The organism is Ectopseudomonas composti, from assembly GCF_001567565.1.
Taxonomy (GTDB): Bacteria; Pseudomonadota; Gammaproteobacteria; order Pseudomonadales; family Pseudomonadaceae; genus Aquipseudomonas; species Aquipseudomonas composti_A.
The window spans coordinates 110,302-125,244 of sequence record NZ_LSSW01000020.1 but is presented as its reverse complement, the minus strand read 5'-3'; the positions used below and the strand labels follow the sequence as shown (position 1 = coordinate 125,244).

General features: G+C 64.4%; 12 protein-coding genes. 4 read left to right on the top strand and 8 right to left on the bottom strand.

What is annotated here, in order from left to right; translation table 11 throughout:
- Positions 1-390: 390 nt before the first annotated feature.
- Positions 391-1,485, top strand: a complete 1,095-nt coding sequence (gbdR, locus tag PCLY_RS06560; protein WP_061238483.1) for a choline metabolism transcriptional regulator GbdR — start codon at positions 391-393, stop codon at positions 1,483-1,485.
- A 183-nt stretch (positions 1,486-1,668) separates the two neighbouring features.
- On the opposite strand, the gene PCLY_RS06555 is transcribed toward gbdR, so the two are convergent.
- From PCLY_RS06555 to PCLY_RS06520, 8 genes are all read right to left on the bottom strand, one after another.
- Positions 1,669-1,920 (bottom strand): hypothetical protein, encoded by a 252-nt coding sequence (locus PCLY_RS06555; protein ID WP_061238482.1) that lies wholly within the window; start codon positions 1,918-1,920, stop codon positions 1,669-1,671.
- A gap of 224 nt (positions 1,921-2,144) precedes the next feature.
- Entirely contained in the window at positions 2,145-2,918 is a 774-nt protein-coding gene (gene etfB, locus PCLY_RS06550; RefSeq protein ID WP_061238481.1) for an electron transfer flavoprotein subunit beta, read from the bottom strand.
- Between the two features lie 101 nt (positions 2,919-3,019).
- Complete coding sequence (gene etfA / locus PCLY_RS06545) at positions 3,020-4,252, bottom strand: electron transfer flavoprotein subunit alpha (RefSeq protein WP_061238480.1); 1,233 nt, start codon at positions 4,250-4,252, stop codon at positions 3,020-3,022.
- A gap of 115 nt (positions 4,253-4,367) precedes the next feature.
- Positions 4,368-6,329 (bottom strand): dimethylglycine demethylation protein DgcB, encoded by a 1,962-nt coding sequence (dgcB, locus tag PCLY_RS06540; RefSeq protein ID WP_061238479.1) that lies wholly within the window; start codon positions 6,327-6,329, stop codon positions 4,368-4,370.
- Between the two features lie 159 nt (positions 6,330-6,488).
- Positions 6,489-8,549: a dimethylglycine demethylation protein DgcA gene (dgcA, locus tag PCLY_RS06535; RefSeq protein WP_061238478.1), complete on the bottom strand. Its 2,061-nt coding sequence runs from the start codon at positions 8,547-8,549 to the stop codon at positions 6,489-6,491.
- A gap of 89 nt (positions 8,550-8,638) precedes the next feature.
- Positions 8,639-9,169 carry a 4-vinyl reductase gene (locus PCLY_RS06530; protein WP_061238477.1) on the bottom strand — a complete coding sequence of 177 codons (531 nt, stop codon included), beginning with the start codon at positions 9,167-9,169 and terminating at the stop codon, positions 8,639-8,641.
- A 121-nt stretch (positions 9,170-9,290) separates the two neighbouring features.
- Positions 9,291-10,268 carry a dipeptidase gene (locus tag PCLY_RS06525; RefSeq protein ID WP_061238476.1) on the bottom strand — a complete coding sequence of 326 codons (978 nt, stop codon included), beginning with the start codon at positions 10,266-10,268 and terminating at the stop codon, positions 9,291-9,293.
- A gap of 221 nt (positions 10,269-10,489) precedes the next feature.
- Positions 10,490-11,437: a GlxA family transcriptional regulator gene (locus PCLY_RS06520; RefSeq protein ID WP_061238475.1), complete on the bottom strand. Its 948-nt coding sequence runs from the start codon at positions 11,435-11,437 to the stop codon at positions 10,490-10,492.
- Positions 11,438-11,868: 431 nt separating this feature from the next.
- On the opposite strand from PCLY_RS06520, the gene choX reads away from it, so the two are divergent.
- From choX to PCLY_RS06505, 3 genes are all read left to right on the top strand, one after another.
- A complete protein-coding gene (gene choX, locus PCLY_RS06515) occupies positions 11,869-12,801 on the top strand; it encodes a choline ABC transporter substrate-binding protein (protein ID WP_061238474.1) in 933 nt (310 codons plus the stop codon).
- 99 nt (positions 12,802-12,900) lie between these two features.
- Positions 12,901-13,785 (top strand): 3-dehydrocarnitine:acetyl-CoA trimethylamine transferase CdhC, encoded by an 885-nt coding sequence (gene cdhC, locus PCLY_RS06510; RefSeq protein WP_061238473.1) that lies wholly within the window; start codon positions 12,901-12,903, stop codon positions 13,783-13,785.
- 152 nt (positions 13,786-13,937) lie between these two features.
- Positions 13,938-14,903: an L-carnitine dehydrogenase gene (locus PCLY_RS06505; protein ID WP_061238472.1), complete on the top strand. Its 966-nt coding sequence runs from the start codon at positions 13,938-13,940 to the stop codon at positions 14,901-14,903.
- Positions 14,904-14,943: the final 40 nt, after the last annotated feature.

Here is a 14,943-nt window from a genome sequence, read left to right as displayed (position 1 = left end):
AGGCGAAGCGCATTTGATCCAGGCTGGGGCGAGAGACGTTTTTCTCGCCAGCTTTTGGTGCGCTCGAATCTTGCCCAGGGCTGCAGTTTAGAGCGGCTGTTACCGCCCATCCGTTACTGCTTCTGGTCCTCTGTGTAGGGGGTATGCTCAGTAGTGCTACCGAAATGCACAGAGCCCCTTGAGAGCGGGCTTCCTGGATGATTTGCGGGTACTGTGCAGAGGCTTGGAAAGCCCGGGTGGCTTGGGCATGTTTTTTTATTGAAGGACTGATCAAATTCGGCATGGGCTTTGCCTGAGGAACATGACCAGCTGGTCGCGAACCAGCGCCATAACAAAACTACGACCCGCCATCGGCGGGTCGAAACCGTGCTTAGCGTGAGGGTTTCATCAATGTCGCAGTTCAACCAAGGGGTACAACCCCAGAACCGTGTCGCCCAGTCCATCGGCTTCTTGCTCCTGGACAACTTTACCCTGATTTCCCTCGCTTCGGCGGTGGAACCCCTGCGCATGGCCAATCAGCTTTCAGGCAAGGAACTGTATCGCTGGCACACCCTCACTCATGACGGCCTGCCGGTCTGTGCCAGTGATGGCTTGCAGATCACCCCGGACGCCGCCATGCAAAAAGCTCCGGCGTTGGATGCGGTGATCGTCTGCGGCGGTGTGGACATCCAGCACAGCGTCAAGCGCGAGCACGTCAGCTGGCTGCAGCTCCAGGCGCGTCAGGGCCGTCAGCTTGGTGCCGTGTGCACCGGTAGCTGGGCGCTGGCCAAGGCCGGTCTGCTCGATGGCTACGACTGTAGCGTGCACTGGGAGTGTCTGGCCTCGATGCAGGAAGCCTTCCCGCGCGCAGCCATCACCACCCGCCTGTTCTCCATCGATCGCAATCGCAATACCTCCTCCGGCGGTACCGCGCCGATGGACATGATGCTGCACCTGATCGCCCAGCAGCACGGCCGTGAACTGGCTGCCGGCATCTCCGAGATGTTCATCTACGAACGCATTCGTAACGAGCAGGATCACCAGCGTGTGCCGCTCAAGCACATGCTTGGCAGCAACCAGCCGAAGCTGCAGGAAATCGTCGCGCTGATGGAAGCCAATCTGGAGGAGCCGATCGACCTCGACGAACTGGCCTGCTTCGTCGACATTTCGCGTCGTCAGCTCGAGCGCCTGTTCCAGAAATACCTGCACTGCTCTCCGTCGCGCTACTACCTGAAGCTGCGCCTGATCCGTGCGCGCCAACTGCTCAAGCAGACCAGCATGTCGATCATCGAGGTGGCTTCGGTCTGTGGCTTCGTATCGACTCCGCACTTCTCCAAGTGCTACCGCGAGTACTTTGGTATTCCGCCGCGTGATGAGCGTGCAGGCCAGCAGGGCAACAACCTGGTGGTGCTGTTGCCGATTCCCGATCAGCAGGTCAATTCCAGTGCCGTGTTGGCGCTCAGTCGTGCGCAGGGCGAGTCGACTTTTGCCAGTGTGCGTATCTGAGTCGAACGATGATGAAAACGGGGCGCCACTGGCGCCCCGTTTTCATTGTGGAAGGTGATTCATGAGTGCTCAGCTTCACTTCAGGGAGCGGCCCCGCTGCGAAGCAAGCGCCACTGCAACCTTGTGACCTCAAGTCGGTACAGAGCCGCTTGGCTGACTCGGTGTATATGCCGCTGGCGTCTGTCAGGCGGGCTTCGGCACCAGTGCCGGCAACAGATGGCGGCTGATGGCCTCACGCACGTTCGGCAGCAGGGTGGCGCTACCTCCGAGCAGCTCTTCCACCAGGCGGCGCAGGGCCACGGCGCGTTCGCTGCTGAGACCGCTGACGGCCAGCTCGCAAGCCTGCTCCGGCGAGGAACCCGGCGGAATGCTCAGACCCAGCGCCACCAGGCGCTCGCGGAAATCTTCCTGGTCGATAAGATCGGCATGCATCATGGTCGTGCTCCTTATGGCAAGGCAGGCGATTAAACACTTGGGCGAAACCAGCGGCGTGCTGACCCATGTGGCTTCGCAGAACAGGCGAGTGGCACTCGCAGTCGCGGACGAGAGCTTGATAGTACCCGCTTCGCTCGCTCCCGGACATTCGCTGGTGCCAGCCGTGAACGGTGATCAGCCAGACTGGCTGCGATCACCGCCCAACGGCTGGCCGAGCCCACCTGTTAGCGCAGTACGCCTTCTTCGACCAGTAGCTTGAAGATAGCTTCCGCGCCGTCCTGCGGCGAGACATCCTTGAGGACCTGACCGCCACCACCACTGGCCTTGGCCGTGGCGGCTTTCATGCGTTCAGCGCCGGTCTTGGCCTTGATCACCTTGAGGCGTTTGGGCCGTGGCTTGGCCGGTTGCAGGCTGGCCTCGGCCAGCAGTACATCGTCCACCACCGTGACCTCGTGCGCTTCGATCTGGCCGCGTCGTGCCGGGCCGAACGCGCTCTGACGGGCGACCGGGGCGGCGTTGTCGACGCTGGCGACACAGGGCAGGCGGACCTTGAGGCGACGTCGCTGGCCACGTGGCAGCGCCTGCAGCACATGGGCCACGCCGTTCTCGACCTTTTCCACGGCAGCCAGGCCGACCACCATCGGCCAGCCCAGGCGTTCGGCCAGCAGGAACGGCAACATGCCGGAGCCTTCGCCGGTTTCCGCCTGGCTCCCTGTCAGTACAAGCTGGGTGCGGCTGCCTTGCAGGTAATCCACCAGCAGCGGCAGGGCATCGGCGCCCTCCGGCTGTTCCAGCACGTCGAGCTGTTCCAGGCCCATGCCCAGGTAGCCGCGCAAGGCTTCGGACTGTGGGTCGCCGGCGTGCAGCAATTGCAGGTTCTGCCCGGCCAGGCGCAGGCCGAGTTCGACCGCGCGGGCATCCTGCTCGGCGCGGCGCGCACGGGCGGAGGTCGGGTGCGCGCCGACCGAGACCAGGGCGACGATATTCAGATCAGTCATTTGGGCAACCTCGAGCCGTGGGGGCGGCATTAGCCGCGATATGGCCGTACGCGCAATCTGTCGCGGCTGAAGCCCCTCCCACGAGGGAGTATTTGTGAGGATTAGGCTGCTTCACGCTTGCCCTCCTGGCGCCAGGCGGCGACTCGCTCCATCAGCGCCTGGAGGATGGCCGCCGAGTCCCCGATCACTGACAGGTCGGCGCGTTTGATCATGTCGCAGCCGGGGTCCATGTTCACCGCCACCACCTTGTCGCAGGCGCCGATGCCCTGCAGGTGCTGGATGGCGCCGGAAATGCCGACGGCCAGGTAGACGCGAGCGGTGACCCAGGTGCCGGTGGCGCCGACCTGGCGGTTGCGCGGCATGAAGCCGTCGTCGACCGCCACGCGCGAGGCACCTTCGGTGGCGCCGAGGGCGACTGCGGCCTGGTGGAACAGGTCCCAATCCTTCACCCCGTTGCCGCCGGAGAGGATGAACTCCGCTTCGGCCATGGGGATCTGCGCCGGGTCCACGGCCACCGGGCCGAGATCTTCGATGCGCGGCAGGCTGTGGGCGACCTTCTCGGCCAGCTCCAGCGGCCGGGCTTCATGCCGGGTTTCGCTGACGGGCTCGGCGCATTCGGCAGCGGCCAGAATCAGCCGCGGCAGTGCGCGTTGAATATCCTGCTGGCCACTGCCTGCGCGGCCGATGACCTGCTCGCCGGCGACCTGCCAGACGCGGGTGGCCGGACGCTCACCCAGCTTGGCGGCCAGGCGACGGCCCAGCTCGCCGCCGCCGGTGCGGCTGTCGGGCAGCAACCAGTGACGCGGCGCCAGTTGGCTTTCCACGGCGCTCAGCGCCAGTACGCGAGCTTCCGGAGCGTAGCCGTCGAAGGCATCGCCGGTGATGCGCAGCAGGCGGTCGACGCCAGCTGTGTCGAAGGCACTTTCCTTGTCCTCGCCGAATACCACGGCCGCCACGGCGCCGCCTTCGCCGGCCAGCTTGTGGGCCAGGCCGAGCAGGTCCTTGTCATGACTGGACAGGCGACCGCCGACCATGTCCGGCACCACGCAGATCAGGAAGGCCGGTTGCTCGACGACGTGCAGCGGCAGCTGGACCTCGACGCTGGCGCTACTGCGTTTGCCGGCGGTGCCCTGCTGGGCGCCGCTGCGATCGATGCGCTTGAGGCCGGCCGGGCCGATGAAACCAGCGGCAATGGCGTGCGGGTTCTTGCGCAGGATGCCGTTGGGGCCCATCCAGCTGGTCTGATTCTGGCTCTGCATGGCTGCGTGCAGCGGATGCAGGCGGTTACGGGCGATCCACTCGGCACGTGGGTCGCGGCGAATGATGTCGCTCATTGCATGACCTCCAGAATGAGTGCAGGCGCGGCCGTGAAGGAGAGCTGCAGGGCTGAGGCGCAATGCCGCTCAGCCGCTTCTGCAGGGTAGCTCGCATGGCGCAGGGACAGATTCATCATTGCGCCTCCGCCACTTCGCGCTTGGCGTTCGGCCGTTTGGCCGCTACCTCGGTGGCTTCGATCAATACTTCGGCCACCAACTCGGCGATGTCCTTGATTTCCGGTCGCGGTGCGACCACGCCTTCGAGCATCGCGGTGCACTGCGGGCAACCTACGGCCACCAGTTCGGCACCGGTTTCCTTGATGTCGACCATGCGCATGTCGGGGATCCGCTGCTTGCCGGGGATGTCGGTGATCGGCGCGCCGCCACCGCCGCCGCAGCAGCGTGAACGGAAGCCGGAACGCTCCATCTCCTTGACCTCGATGCCGATGGCCTTGAGTACCGCGCGGGGCGCTTCGTACTCGCCGTTGTAACGGCCGAGGTAGCACGGGTCGTGATAGGTCACGCTGGTGGCCTTGCTCTGACCAACGTTGAGCGAACCCTTGCGTACCAGTTCTTCGATGAAGGTGCTGTGGTGCAGGACCTGGTAGTTGCCGCCGAGCGCGCCGTATTCGTTCTTCAGCACGTGGAAGCTGTGCGGATCGCAGCTGACGATGCGTTTGAAGCTGTACTTGGCCAGGGTGGCGATGTTGCGTTTGGCCAGGTGCTGGAAGGTCGCTTCGTCACCCAGGCGACGCGCCACGTCACCGCTGTCGCGCTCTTCCAGGCCGAGTACGGCGAAGTCGACGTCGGCCGCCTTGAGGATCTTCACGAAGGCGCGCAGGGTGCGCTGGTTGCGCATGTCGAAGGCGCCATCACCGACCCAGAACAGCACGTCGGTCTCTTTCTTGTCGGCGAGCAGCGGCAGGTTCAGGTCGGCCGCCCAGTTCAGACGACCGCCCGGATTGAAGCCGCCCGGGTTGTCGGTGGCGATCAGGTTGTCCAGTACCTCGGCACCCTTGTTCGGGGTGGCGCCCTTTTCCAGGGTCAGATGGCGGCGCATGTCGACGATGGCATCGACGTGCTCGATCATCATCGGGCATTCCTCGACGCAGGCGCGGCAGGTGGTGCACGACCAGAGGGTCTCGGCGTCGACCAGGGCTTTGCCGCCCAGGTCGACGATGGGCTGGTGCGGACCGCCGCTGTGTTCGCCCAGCGGCTTGCCCGGGTAGGGGCTGCCGGCGAACTTGGCGTCGTTGCCACCGGCCAGGCCGATGACCATGTCCTGAATCAGCTTCTTCGGGTTCAGCGGTTGGCCGGCGGCGAAGGCCGGGCACATGGCCTCGCACTTGCCGCACTGCACGCAGGCGTCGAAGCCGAGCAGCTGGTTCCAGGTGAAGTCGGTGGGTTTTTCCACGCCCAGCGGTGCTTTCGGATCGTCCAGGTCGAGGGCTTTCAGGCCGGTCGAGCGACCGCCGCCGAAACGCTCGGCGCGGCGGTGCCAGGCCAGGTGCAGGGCACCGGCGAAGGCGTGCTTCATCGGCCCGCCCCAGGTCATGCCGAAGAACAGCTCGGACACGCCCCAGGCCACGCCAACGGCGAGGATGATCGCCATTACCCAGCCACCGAAGTTCTCGGGGAGGATGCCGGCCACCGGCAGTGTGGCGATGAAGAAGCTGGCGGCGAACATCAGCAGGCTTTTCGGCAGGCGCATCCACGGGCCTTTCGACAGCCGCGCTGGCGGGTCGAGGCGACGCTTGGCGACGAACAGGGCGCCGACGAACATCAGTACCGTGGCCGCCAGCAGGGCGAAGCCGAGGATGCGGTTATGCAGGCCGAAACCGTGCACGACGATGGCCAGTACCGCTGCCAGGACGAAACCACCGGCGGTGGCCACGTGGGTCTTGGACATGTACTTGTCGCGCTCGACCACGTGGTGCAGGTCCACCAGGTAGCGATTCGGCATTTTCAGCAGGCCGCCGATCCAGTCGACCTTGGCGGGACGACCGCGACGCCACATGAAGAAGCGCTTGGCCGCGCCAATGACCGCAAGGGCCAGGGCGGCGAAGAGCAGGATGGGGAGGATGGTGTTCAACATCTAGTGGTCTCCTTCGCGGGACCGGAAAACAACACGGTTCAGTCCCCTCGCCCCTGCGGGGAGAGGGTTAGGGAGAGGGGGAGCAAAGAGCGAAAATCATTGCCCAACGACCCCTCTCCCCCGACCCCTCTCCCGCAAGCGGGAGAGGGGAGACCGGCATCAGAAGTCCTTGCACAGGCGCAAGGCGTCGTAGATCGCCGCGTGGGTATTGCGCTGGGCCACGCAGTCACCGATGCGGAACAGCAGGTAACCGTCGCCCGCCTCGGACAGGCAGGGTTGCGGCTTGATCGCGAACAGTGCCTCGACGTCGATCTGACCCTTGTTGCGCGAGCCTTCCTTGAGGGCGTAGTACAGCGATTCGTCAGGACGTACGCCGTTCTCCACCACCACCTGGTCGACCACGCGCTCTTCCTTGGCGCCGGTGTATTCGTTCTCCAGTACGGCGACCAGCTTGTCGCCTTCACGGTAGACCTTCTCCAGCATCAGGTCGCCGGTCATGATGACTTCTTTCGGGTACAGGCTGCGGTAGTAGGTCGGGAAGCTGGTGCCGCCGATGGCCACGCCCGGCTTGATGTCGTCGGTGACGATCTCCACCTGTGCGCCCTTGTCGGCGAGGAAGTCGGCTGCGGACATACCGGTGAATTCGCAGATGGTGTCGTACACCAGCACGTTCTTGCCCGGTGCGACCTTGCCCGAAAGCACGTCCCAGCTGCTCACCACCAGACCTTCGTCTGCGCCCCAGTGTTCGTTCTGCTCGAGGAACGGATGACCGCCATTGGCCAGTACCACGATGTCCGGACGCAGGTCGAGGATGCTCGCCTCGTCGGCACCGGTGCCCAGGCGCAGGTCGATGCCCAGACGCGCCAATTCCAACTGGTACCAGCGAGTGATACCGGCGATCTGATCGCGCTGAGGTGCCTTGGAGGCCAGGGTGATCTGGCCGCCCAGTTGTTCCTGCTTCTCGAACAGGGTCACGTCGTGGCCACGTTCTGCGGCGACGCGGGCTGCCTCCATACCGGCCGGGCCACCACCGACGATCACGACCTTGCGCTTGACGCCGGTGGTTTTCTCGATGATGTGCGGCACGCCCATGTATTCACGGCTGGTGGCGGCGTTCTGGATGCATAGCACGTCCAGGCCCTGGTACTGGCGGTCAATGCAGTAGTTGGCGCCGACGCACTGCTTGATCTGGTCGATCTGGCCCATCTTGATCTTGGCGATCAGGTGCGGGTCAGCGATGTGCGCGCGGGTCATGCCGACCATGTCCACGTAGCCACCTTCGAGGATGCGCGTGGCCTGGTTCGGGTCCTTGATGTTCTGTGCGTGCAGCACTGGAACCTTGACCACTTCCTTGATGCCGGCCGCCAGGTGCAGGAAAGGCTCCGGCGGGAAGCTCATGTTCGGAATGACGTTGGCCAGGGTGTTGTGGGTGTCGCAGCCGGAACCGACCACACCGAGGAAATCGAGCATGCCGGTGGCGTCGTAGTAGGCGGCGATCTGCTTCATGTCCTCGTGGGACAGGCCGTCCGGGTGGAATTCGTCACCGGTGATGCGCATGCCCACGCAGAAGTCGTCGCCGACTTCGGCGCGCACGGCCTTGAGCACTTCCAGGCCGAACTTCATGCGGCCCTCGAAGGTGCCGCCCCATTCGTCGGTACGCTTGTTCACGCGCGGCGACCAGAACTGGTCGATCAGGTGCTGGTGCACGGCAGACAGTTCGACGCCGTCCAGGCCACCCTCTTTGGCGCGACGTGCGGCCTGGGCGTAGTTGCCGATGATGCGCCAGATTTCCTCTACCTCGATGGTCTTGCAGGTGGCGCGGTGTACCGGCTCGCGGACGCCAGACGGCGACATCAGGGTCGGCCAGTTGAAACCGTCCCAGCGCGAGCGGCGGCCCATGTGGGTAATCTGGATCATGATCTTGGCGCCGTGCTTGTGCATGGCGTCAGCGAGATTCTGGAAGTGCGGGATGATGCGGTCGGTGGACAGGTTGACCGAGCTCCACCACTCCTGCGGGCTGTCGATGGCAACCACGGACGAGCCGCCGCAGATGGCCAGGCCGATACCGCCTTTGGCTTTCTCTTCGTAGTATTTGACGTAGCGCTCGGTGGTCATGCCGCCATCGGTGGCGTAGACCTCGGCGTGCGCAGTGGAGAGCACGCGGTTGCGGATCGTCAGTTTGCCGATTTGAATCGGCTGGAACATTGCTTCAAAAGCCATTGCGGCACCCTCACGGAAAAGCGGCCTGGGGTCTTCTTGTCGAGAGGTGCTTCAGTACGGCGAAGCCCTCCCTCCTACCTTTATTGTGTTTAGAGCGGTTTGACGCGGAACAGGCCGTGGTCGTGGCCTTCCTGCGAGGCACCGTAGACCTGTTCGGCGACGGTGCGGATGCTGCTGCCCTGGGCTTGCAGAATCTGGTCCATGGCGCCGGCGAACCAGCCAGTGAACATGTAGTCGACCGGGCGGCCGCACTGGCCGTAGACATAGACGAAGGCCGAGTGGTCCAGGCGCACTTCGCAGGTGCCGGCCTCGAGGTCGATCGACTGAATCTTGAACAGGCCCCAGCCGCGCTGCGACAGGCGCTTCATGTAGTGCTCGAATACCGCTACGCTGGACAGGCCATGGCACTCGGCTTCCTTCTCACACCAGTGCCAGGCGGACTTGTAGCCGGCCTTGTAGAGGATCTCGGCGTACTTGTCGGCGCCGAGCACTTCCTCGATGCCAATGTGGTTGTTGACGAAGAAGTGACGCGGCACGTACAGCATCGGCAGGGCGTCGGTGGTCCATACGCCGGTTTCGTCGTCGACCAGGATGGGCATTTCGGGGGCGTGGGTGGACATGTTGGATAACTCCTGAGTTTGAGCGGTAGGAGCGGCCTAAGCCGCGAAGCCTCTGGCTATTCCGCCCTTGGGGACGAATCGCGGCTGAGGCCGCTCCTACAGAAATTGGATTGGAAAGGGCTTATTCGCCCCAGACGTCGGCAAGTACGCGTACCCAGTTCTCGCCCATGATCTTGCGCACAACGCGCTCGGAATGGCCGCGTTTGAGCAGGGTCTCGGTGAGGTTGGGGAACTCGCCCACGGTGCGGATGCCCAGCGGGTTGATGATCTTGCCGAAGTTGGTCAGGCGGCGGGCGTAACCCTTGTCGTGGGTCAGGTATTCGAAGAATTCCTTGCCGTGGCCCTGGGTGAAGTCGGTACCGATACCGATGGCGTCTTCACCGACGATGTTCATCACGTACTCGATGGCTTCGGCGTAGTCGTCGATGGTCGAGTCGATGCCCTTGGCCAGGAACGGCGCGAACATGGTCACGCCGACGAAACCGCCGTGGTCGGCGATGAACTTCAGTTCTTCGTCGGACTTGTTGCGCGGGTGTTCTTTCAGGCCCGAGGGCAGGCAGTGCGAGTAGGTCACCGGCTTCTTCGACTCGAGGATGACTTCCTCGCTGGTCTTGGAGCCGACGTGCGACAGGTCGCACATGATGCCGACGCGGTTCATCTCGGCGACGATCTCGCGACCGAAGCCGGACAGGCCGCCGTCACGCTCGTAGCAGCCGGTACCGATCAGGTTCTGGGTGTTGTAGCACATCTGCACGATGCCCACGCCGAGCTGCTTGAACACTTCGACGTAGCCAATCTGGTCTTCGAACGCGTGGGCGTTCTGGAAGCCATAGATGATGCCGGTCTTGCCCTGCTCCTTGGCCTTGCGGATGTCGGCAGTGGTGCGTACCGGCATGACCAGGTCGCTGTTCTCGCGGATCAGCTTGCTGCTGGCGGCAATGCTGTTGACGGTGGCTTGGAAACCTTCCCATACGGACACCGTGCAGTTGGCGGCGCTCAGGCCGCCCTTGCGCATGTCTTCGAACAGTTCGCGGTTCCATTTGGCAATGATCAGACCGTCGATGACGATGCTGTCGGCGTGCAATTCGGCTGGGCTCATCAGGCTTGTCCCCTAATACGGATGCGCCGAGTCGGCTGTCGGCGCTTTGGGGAGAGCTTATCCCTGGGGGGCAAGGTGACCCGGTGCAAAAACGACTGGGGGTTTGCCGAAAGCGTCAAGCCGAGGTCGCGAATGGATACGCGGCCTCGGCGCACCTCGTCATCGGCACAAACGGCCTGCGAAGCGCGTCGTTTTGAGACGGCAAGCGGCTGACGCTGTGCCTAGGGCGCAGGTCGTTCGTGGCGATCCTGGCTGGGACTGGTGGCGAAGCGCCTGCGGTAGCAGCGCGAGAAGTACGACGCCGAATCGAAGCCGCAGGCCAGGCTTACCTCCAGCACACTGAGATCGCTCTGGCGCAACAGCTGGCGTGCCTTGTCCAGGCGCAGGCCGAGGTAGAAGGCCGACGGCGTGGTTGCCAGGTGGTGGCGGAACAGGCGTTCCAGCTGGCGCACGCTGATGCCCGCCTGATCGGCCAGCGCCTCGTTGGGCAGCGGCTGCTCGCACTGGCGCTCCATCTCGCCGATCACCCGCACCAGCTTCTTGTTGTGCAGGTCGTAGCGGCTGGCCACCTGCATGCGCTGGTGATCCAGGCGAGTGCGGATGCGGCTGACCACGAACTGCTCGGAGATCTTTACGGCCAGCGGTTCGCCATGTGCCTGGCTGATCAGGCCGAGCATCAGGTCGAGGCTGCTGGTGCCGCCCGCACTGGTGATGCGCTTGCCGTCGATCTCGAACAGTTCCTGGGTGACCAGCAGCGCCGGATAGCGCTCGCGAAAGGTATCGATGGCTTCCCAGTGCAGGGTCAGGCGCTGGTGCTGGAACAGCCCGGCCTCGGCCAGCAGGAAGCCGCCGGTGTCGATGCCGCCCAGGATTGCCAGTTCAGGCTCGTGCCGTTGCAGCCAGTGCGCCAGGTGATGGTCGTAGTGCGCCAGCGGTTCGAAGCCGGCGACCACGAACAATGCCTGGCAGTCATCGGGCAGCTGCAGGCCGTCGTCGACGTTGAGCGACATGCCGTTGCTCGCCTGCACGGCGTTGCCGTCCTGGCTCAGCAGACGCCAGCGATACAGCTCGCCACGAAAGCGATTGGCCACGCGCAGCGGTTCGATCGCCGACATCAGGCCCATCATCGAGAAGCCGGGTAACAGCAGAAAGCAGTAGGTTTGTGGCATACGGGGCATGGCACCGGTGCAGGGTGACGGGTAGCCCGGATGCGATCCGGGGGCGGCCTGGAATTAATACGCCATTACGGCTTCTGCGTCAGCAACTGGTCGACATGGGTCAACAAAGCGTCGCCAAAGTGCGAATGGTGCGCGAGGGTGAGGCGTAAGGTGGTTTCATCGGGAGATCAGAAACCCGAGCACGGTGGGGGTCAAGAACCTGACCACGATCTGTGCGCGTCGCTGCTACCGCGTCAAAACAAGCTGGAACGCCAGCTCGCTCGCAATGCTCATTTGCCATGCGCAATATCGAGCGCGACACCGAGCGTTTCTCAGTTGTTTTGGCGAGGCTGCTTTCGCTGCGGCGCGCGAGATCGCGAACAGGTTCCAGGGCCTCTAGAAGAACGAAATAGAACCGCTGTGACACGATGAGGAGCACCCAGATGAAAGGTCTTACCGCGCTGGCCGCGTGCTGCACCCTGAGCCTGTTCAGTACCTCCCTGCTGGCTGATGACGCCAGTTGCAAGAACGTTCGAATCGGCGCCGTCGGCTGGACCGACGTGGTCGCCACCACCGCCGTCGCCAGCGAACTGCTGCACGGCCTCGGCTACGAAACCAAGCAGACCCAGGCGTCGCAACAGATCATCTTCGCCGGTATCCAGAAGGGGCAGATCGATGCCTTCCTCGGCTACTGGAAGCCGATCATGGACGACAACATCAAGCCCTTCCTCGAGGCCGGTGCGGTCAAGGTCGCGGCCGAGCCATCGCTGGATGATGCCGTGGCCGTGCTTGCGGTGCCCAGCTACACCGCTGAAAAGGGCCTGAAGACCCTGGCCGATATCGCCAAGTTCAAGGATCAGCTGGACGGCAAGATCTACGGCATCGAGGCCGGCTCCGGCGCCAATACCGCGATCCAGAAGATGATCGACTCCAACCAGTTCGGCCTGGGCGGTTTCAAGCTGGTCGAGTCCAGCGAGGCGGGCATGCTCGCCGCCGTCGGCCGCGCCGTGCGTAACGACAAGCCGGTGGTGTTCTTCGGCTGGAAACCGCACCCGATGAACCTGTCGATGCAGATCACCTACCTCACCGGCACCGAGGACGTGTTCGGCCCCAACGATGGCGCCGCCACGGTTTCCACCGTCACCGCGCCGGACTATGCCGAGCGTTGCCCCAATGCCAACCGGCTGCTCACCAGCCTACGCTTCACCAGCGAACAGGAAGCCGCGTTGATGCAGCCGATCATGGAGCGCAAGCCGGCCGCACAGGTCGCGCGCGACTGGATCAAGGCCAATCCGAAGGTGGTCGATGCCTGGCTGCAAGGCGTCACCACGCTGGATGGCAAGCCCGCCAACGCCGCATTGGTCGCCGGTAACTGATGCACCGGCGCCGGCTCAACCGGCGCCGATTCCCTTTTTTGTACAACGCCTGCGGCCTGGCCGTCGGCCCTTGTTCGCCCCTGGAAAGGACAGTCGAAGATGAACTACGAGGTTATCGTCACCTGCGCGGTGACCGGCGCTGGCGACACCGTCGGCAAGCACCCGGCGATCCCGGTCACCCCCAAGGAAATCGCCGCCGCCGCCATCGAGGCGGCCAAGGCCGGCGCCACCGTCGCCCACTGCCATGTGCGTGACCCGCAGACCGGCAAACCGAGCCGCGACGTGGCGCTTTACCGCGAGCTGGTCGAGCGCATCCGCGAAAGCGATACCGATGTGATCATCAACCTCACCGCCGGCATGGGCGGCGACCTGGAGATCGGCCGTGGCGAGCAGCCGCTGGAGTTCGGTGCCGGCACCGATCTGGTCGGGCCGATCACCCGCCTGGCGCATGTCGAGGAGCTGCTGCCGGAAATCTGCACCCTGGACTGCGGCACGCTGAACTTCGGCGACGGCGACTTCATCTACGTCTCCACCCCGGCGCAGCTGCGTGCCGGCGCCAAACGCATCAGCGAACTGGGGGTGAAGGCCGAGCTGGAAATCTTCGACACCGGTCACCTCTGGTTCGCCAAGCAGATGATCAAGGAAGGCTTGCTGGACGATCCTCTGATCCAGCTGTGCCTGGGCATTCCCTGGGGCGCGCCGGCCGACACCACGGCCATGAAGGCCATGGCCGATAACCTGCCGCCTGGCATCACCTGGGCCGGCTTCGGCATCGGCCGCATGCAGATGCCCATGGTCGCCCAGGCCATGCTGCTCGGCGGCCATGTGCGCGTGGGGCTGGAGGACAACATCTGGCTGGATCGCGGTGTGCATGCGAGCAACGGGCAACTGGTCGAACGCGCCATCGAGATCATCGAGCGCCTCGGCGGCCGCGCCCTGACCCCGGCCGAGGGCCGGGAAAAGATGAAGCTCAAGCGTCGCTAGCGATTTTCTCCCCTCTCCCGCTTGCGGGAGAGGGGCAGGGGCGGCCCGCGATCGGGAGAGGGTTTGTGTGCATCTCCCGTAGCCCGGATGCAATCCGGGGCATTTCCTCACGCCAATTCCCCGGATCGCATCCGGGCTACCGGAGTTCAACCATGACCTTCGTTACCGATATCAAGACCTTCGCTGCTCTCGGCACCGGCGTCATCGGCGCCGGCTGGATCGCCCGTGCCCTGGCCCACGGCCTCGACGTGATCGCCTGGGACCCGGCGCCCGGCGCCGAACAGGCACTGCGCACGCGCCTGGCCAATGCCTGGCCTGCACTGGAAAAACAGGGCCTGGCGCCTGGCGCCTCGCTTGAGCGTCTGCGCTTCGTCGATAGCATCGAAGACTGCGTGCGCGCTGCCGATTTCATTCAGGAAAGCGCGCCCGAGCGCCTCGAGCTCAAGTGCGAACTGCACGCGAAGATCAGCGCCGCCGCGCGCCCTGACGTATTGATCGGCTCCAGCACCTCAGGCCTGCTGCCCAGCGAATTCTATGAAGGTGCCGCGCACCCCGAGCGCTGCGTGGTCGGTCACCCGTTCAACCCGGTGTACCTGTTGCCGCTGGTGGAGGTCGTGGGCGGCGCGAAGACCGCGCCCGAGGCGGTGCAGGCGGCCATGAAGGTATACGAAGCGCTGGGCATGCGCCCCCTGCATGTACGCAAGGAAGTGCCAGGCTTCATCGCCGACCGCCTGCTCGAAGCGCTGTGGCGCGAGGCACTGCACCTGGTCAACGACGGCGTGGCGACCACCGGTGAGATCGACGATGCGATCCGTTTCGGCGCCGGTCTGCGCTGGTCGTTCATGGGCAGCTTTCTGACCTACACCCTGGCCGGTGGCCCGGCGGGTATGCGCCACTTCATGGCGCAGTTCGGCCCGGCGCTGAAGTTGCCCTGGACCTACCTCGAGGCGCCGGAGCTGACCGACGGGCTGATCGACGCGGTGGTCGAAGGCACGGCCGAGCAGCAGGGTGAGCGCAGCCTGGATGCCCTCGAACGCTACCGCGATGACTGCTTGCTGGCCGTGCTGGAGGCGATTCGCCAGACCAAGGCCAAGCATGGCTTTGCCTTCGCCGAATAAAACGAGTCATTCCCGGTGCGCGCGGCGCACCCTACGGGCA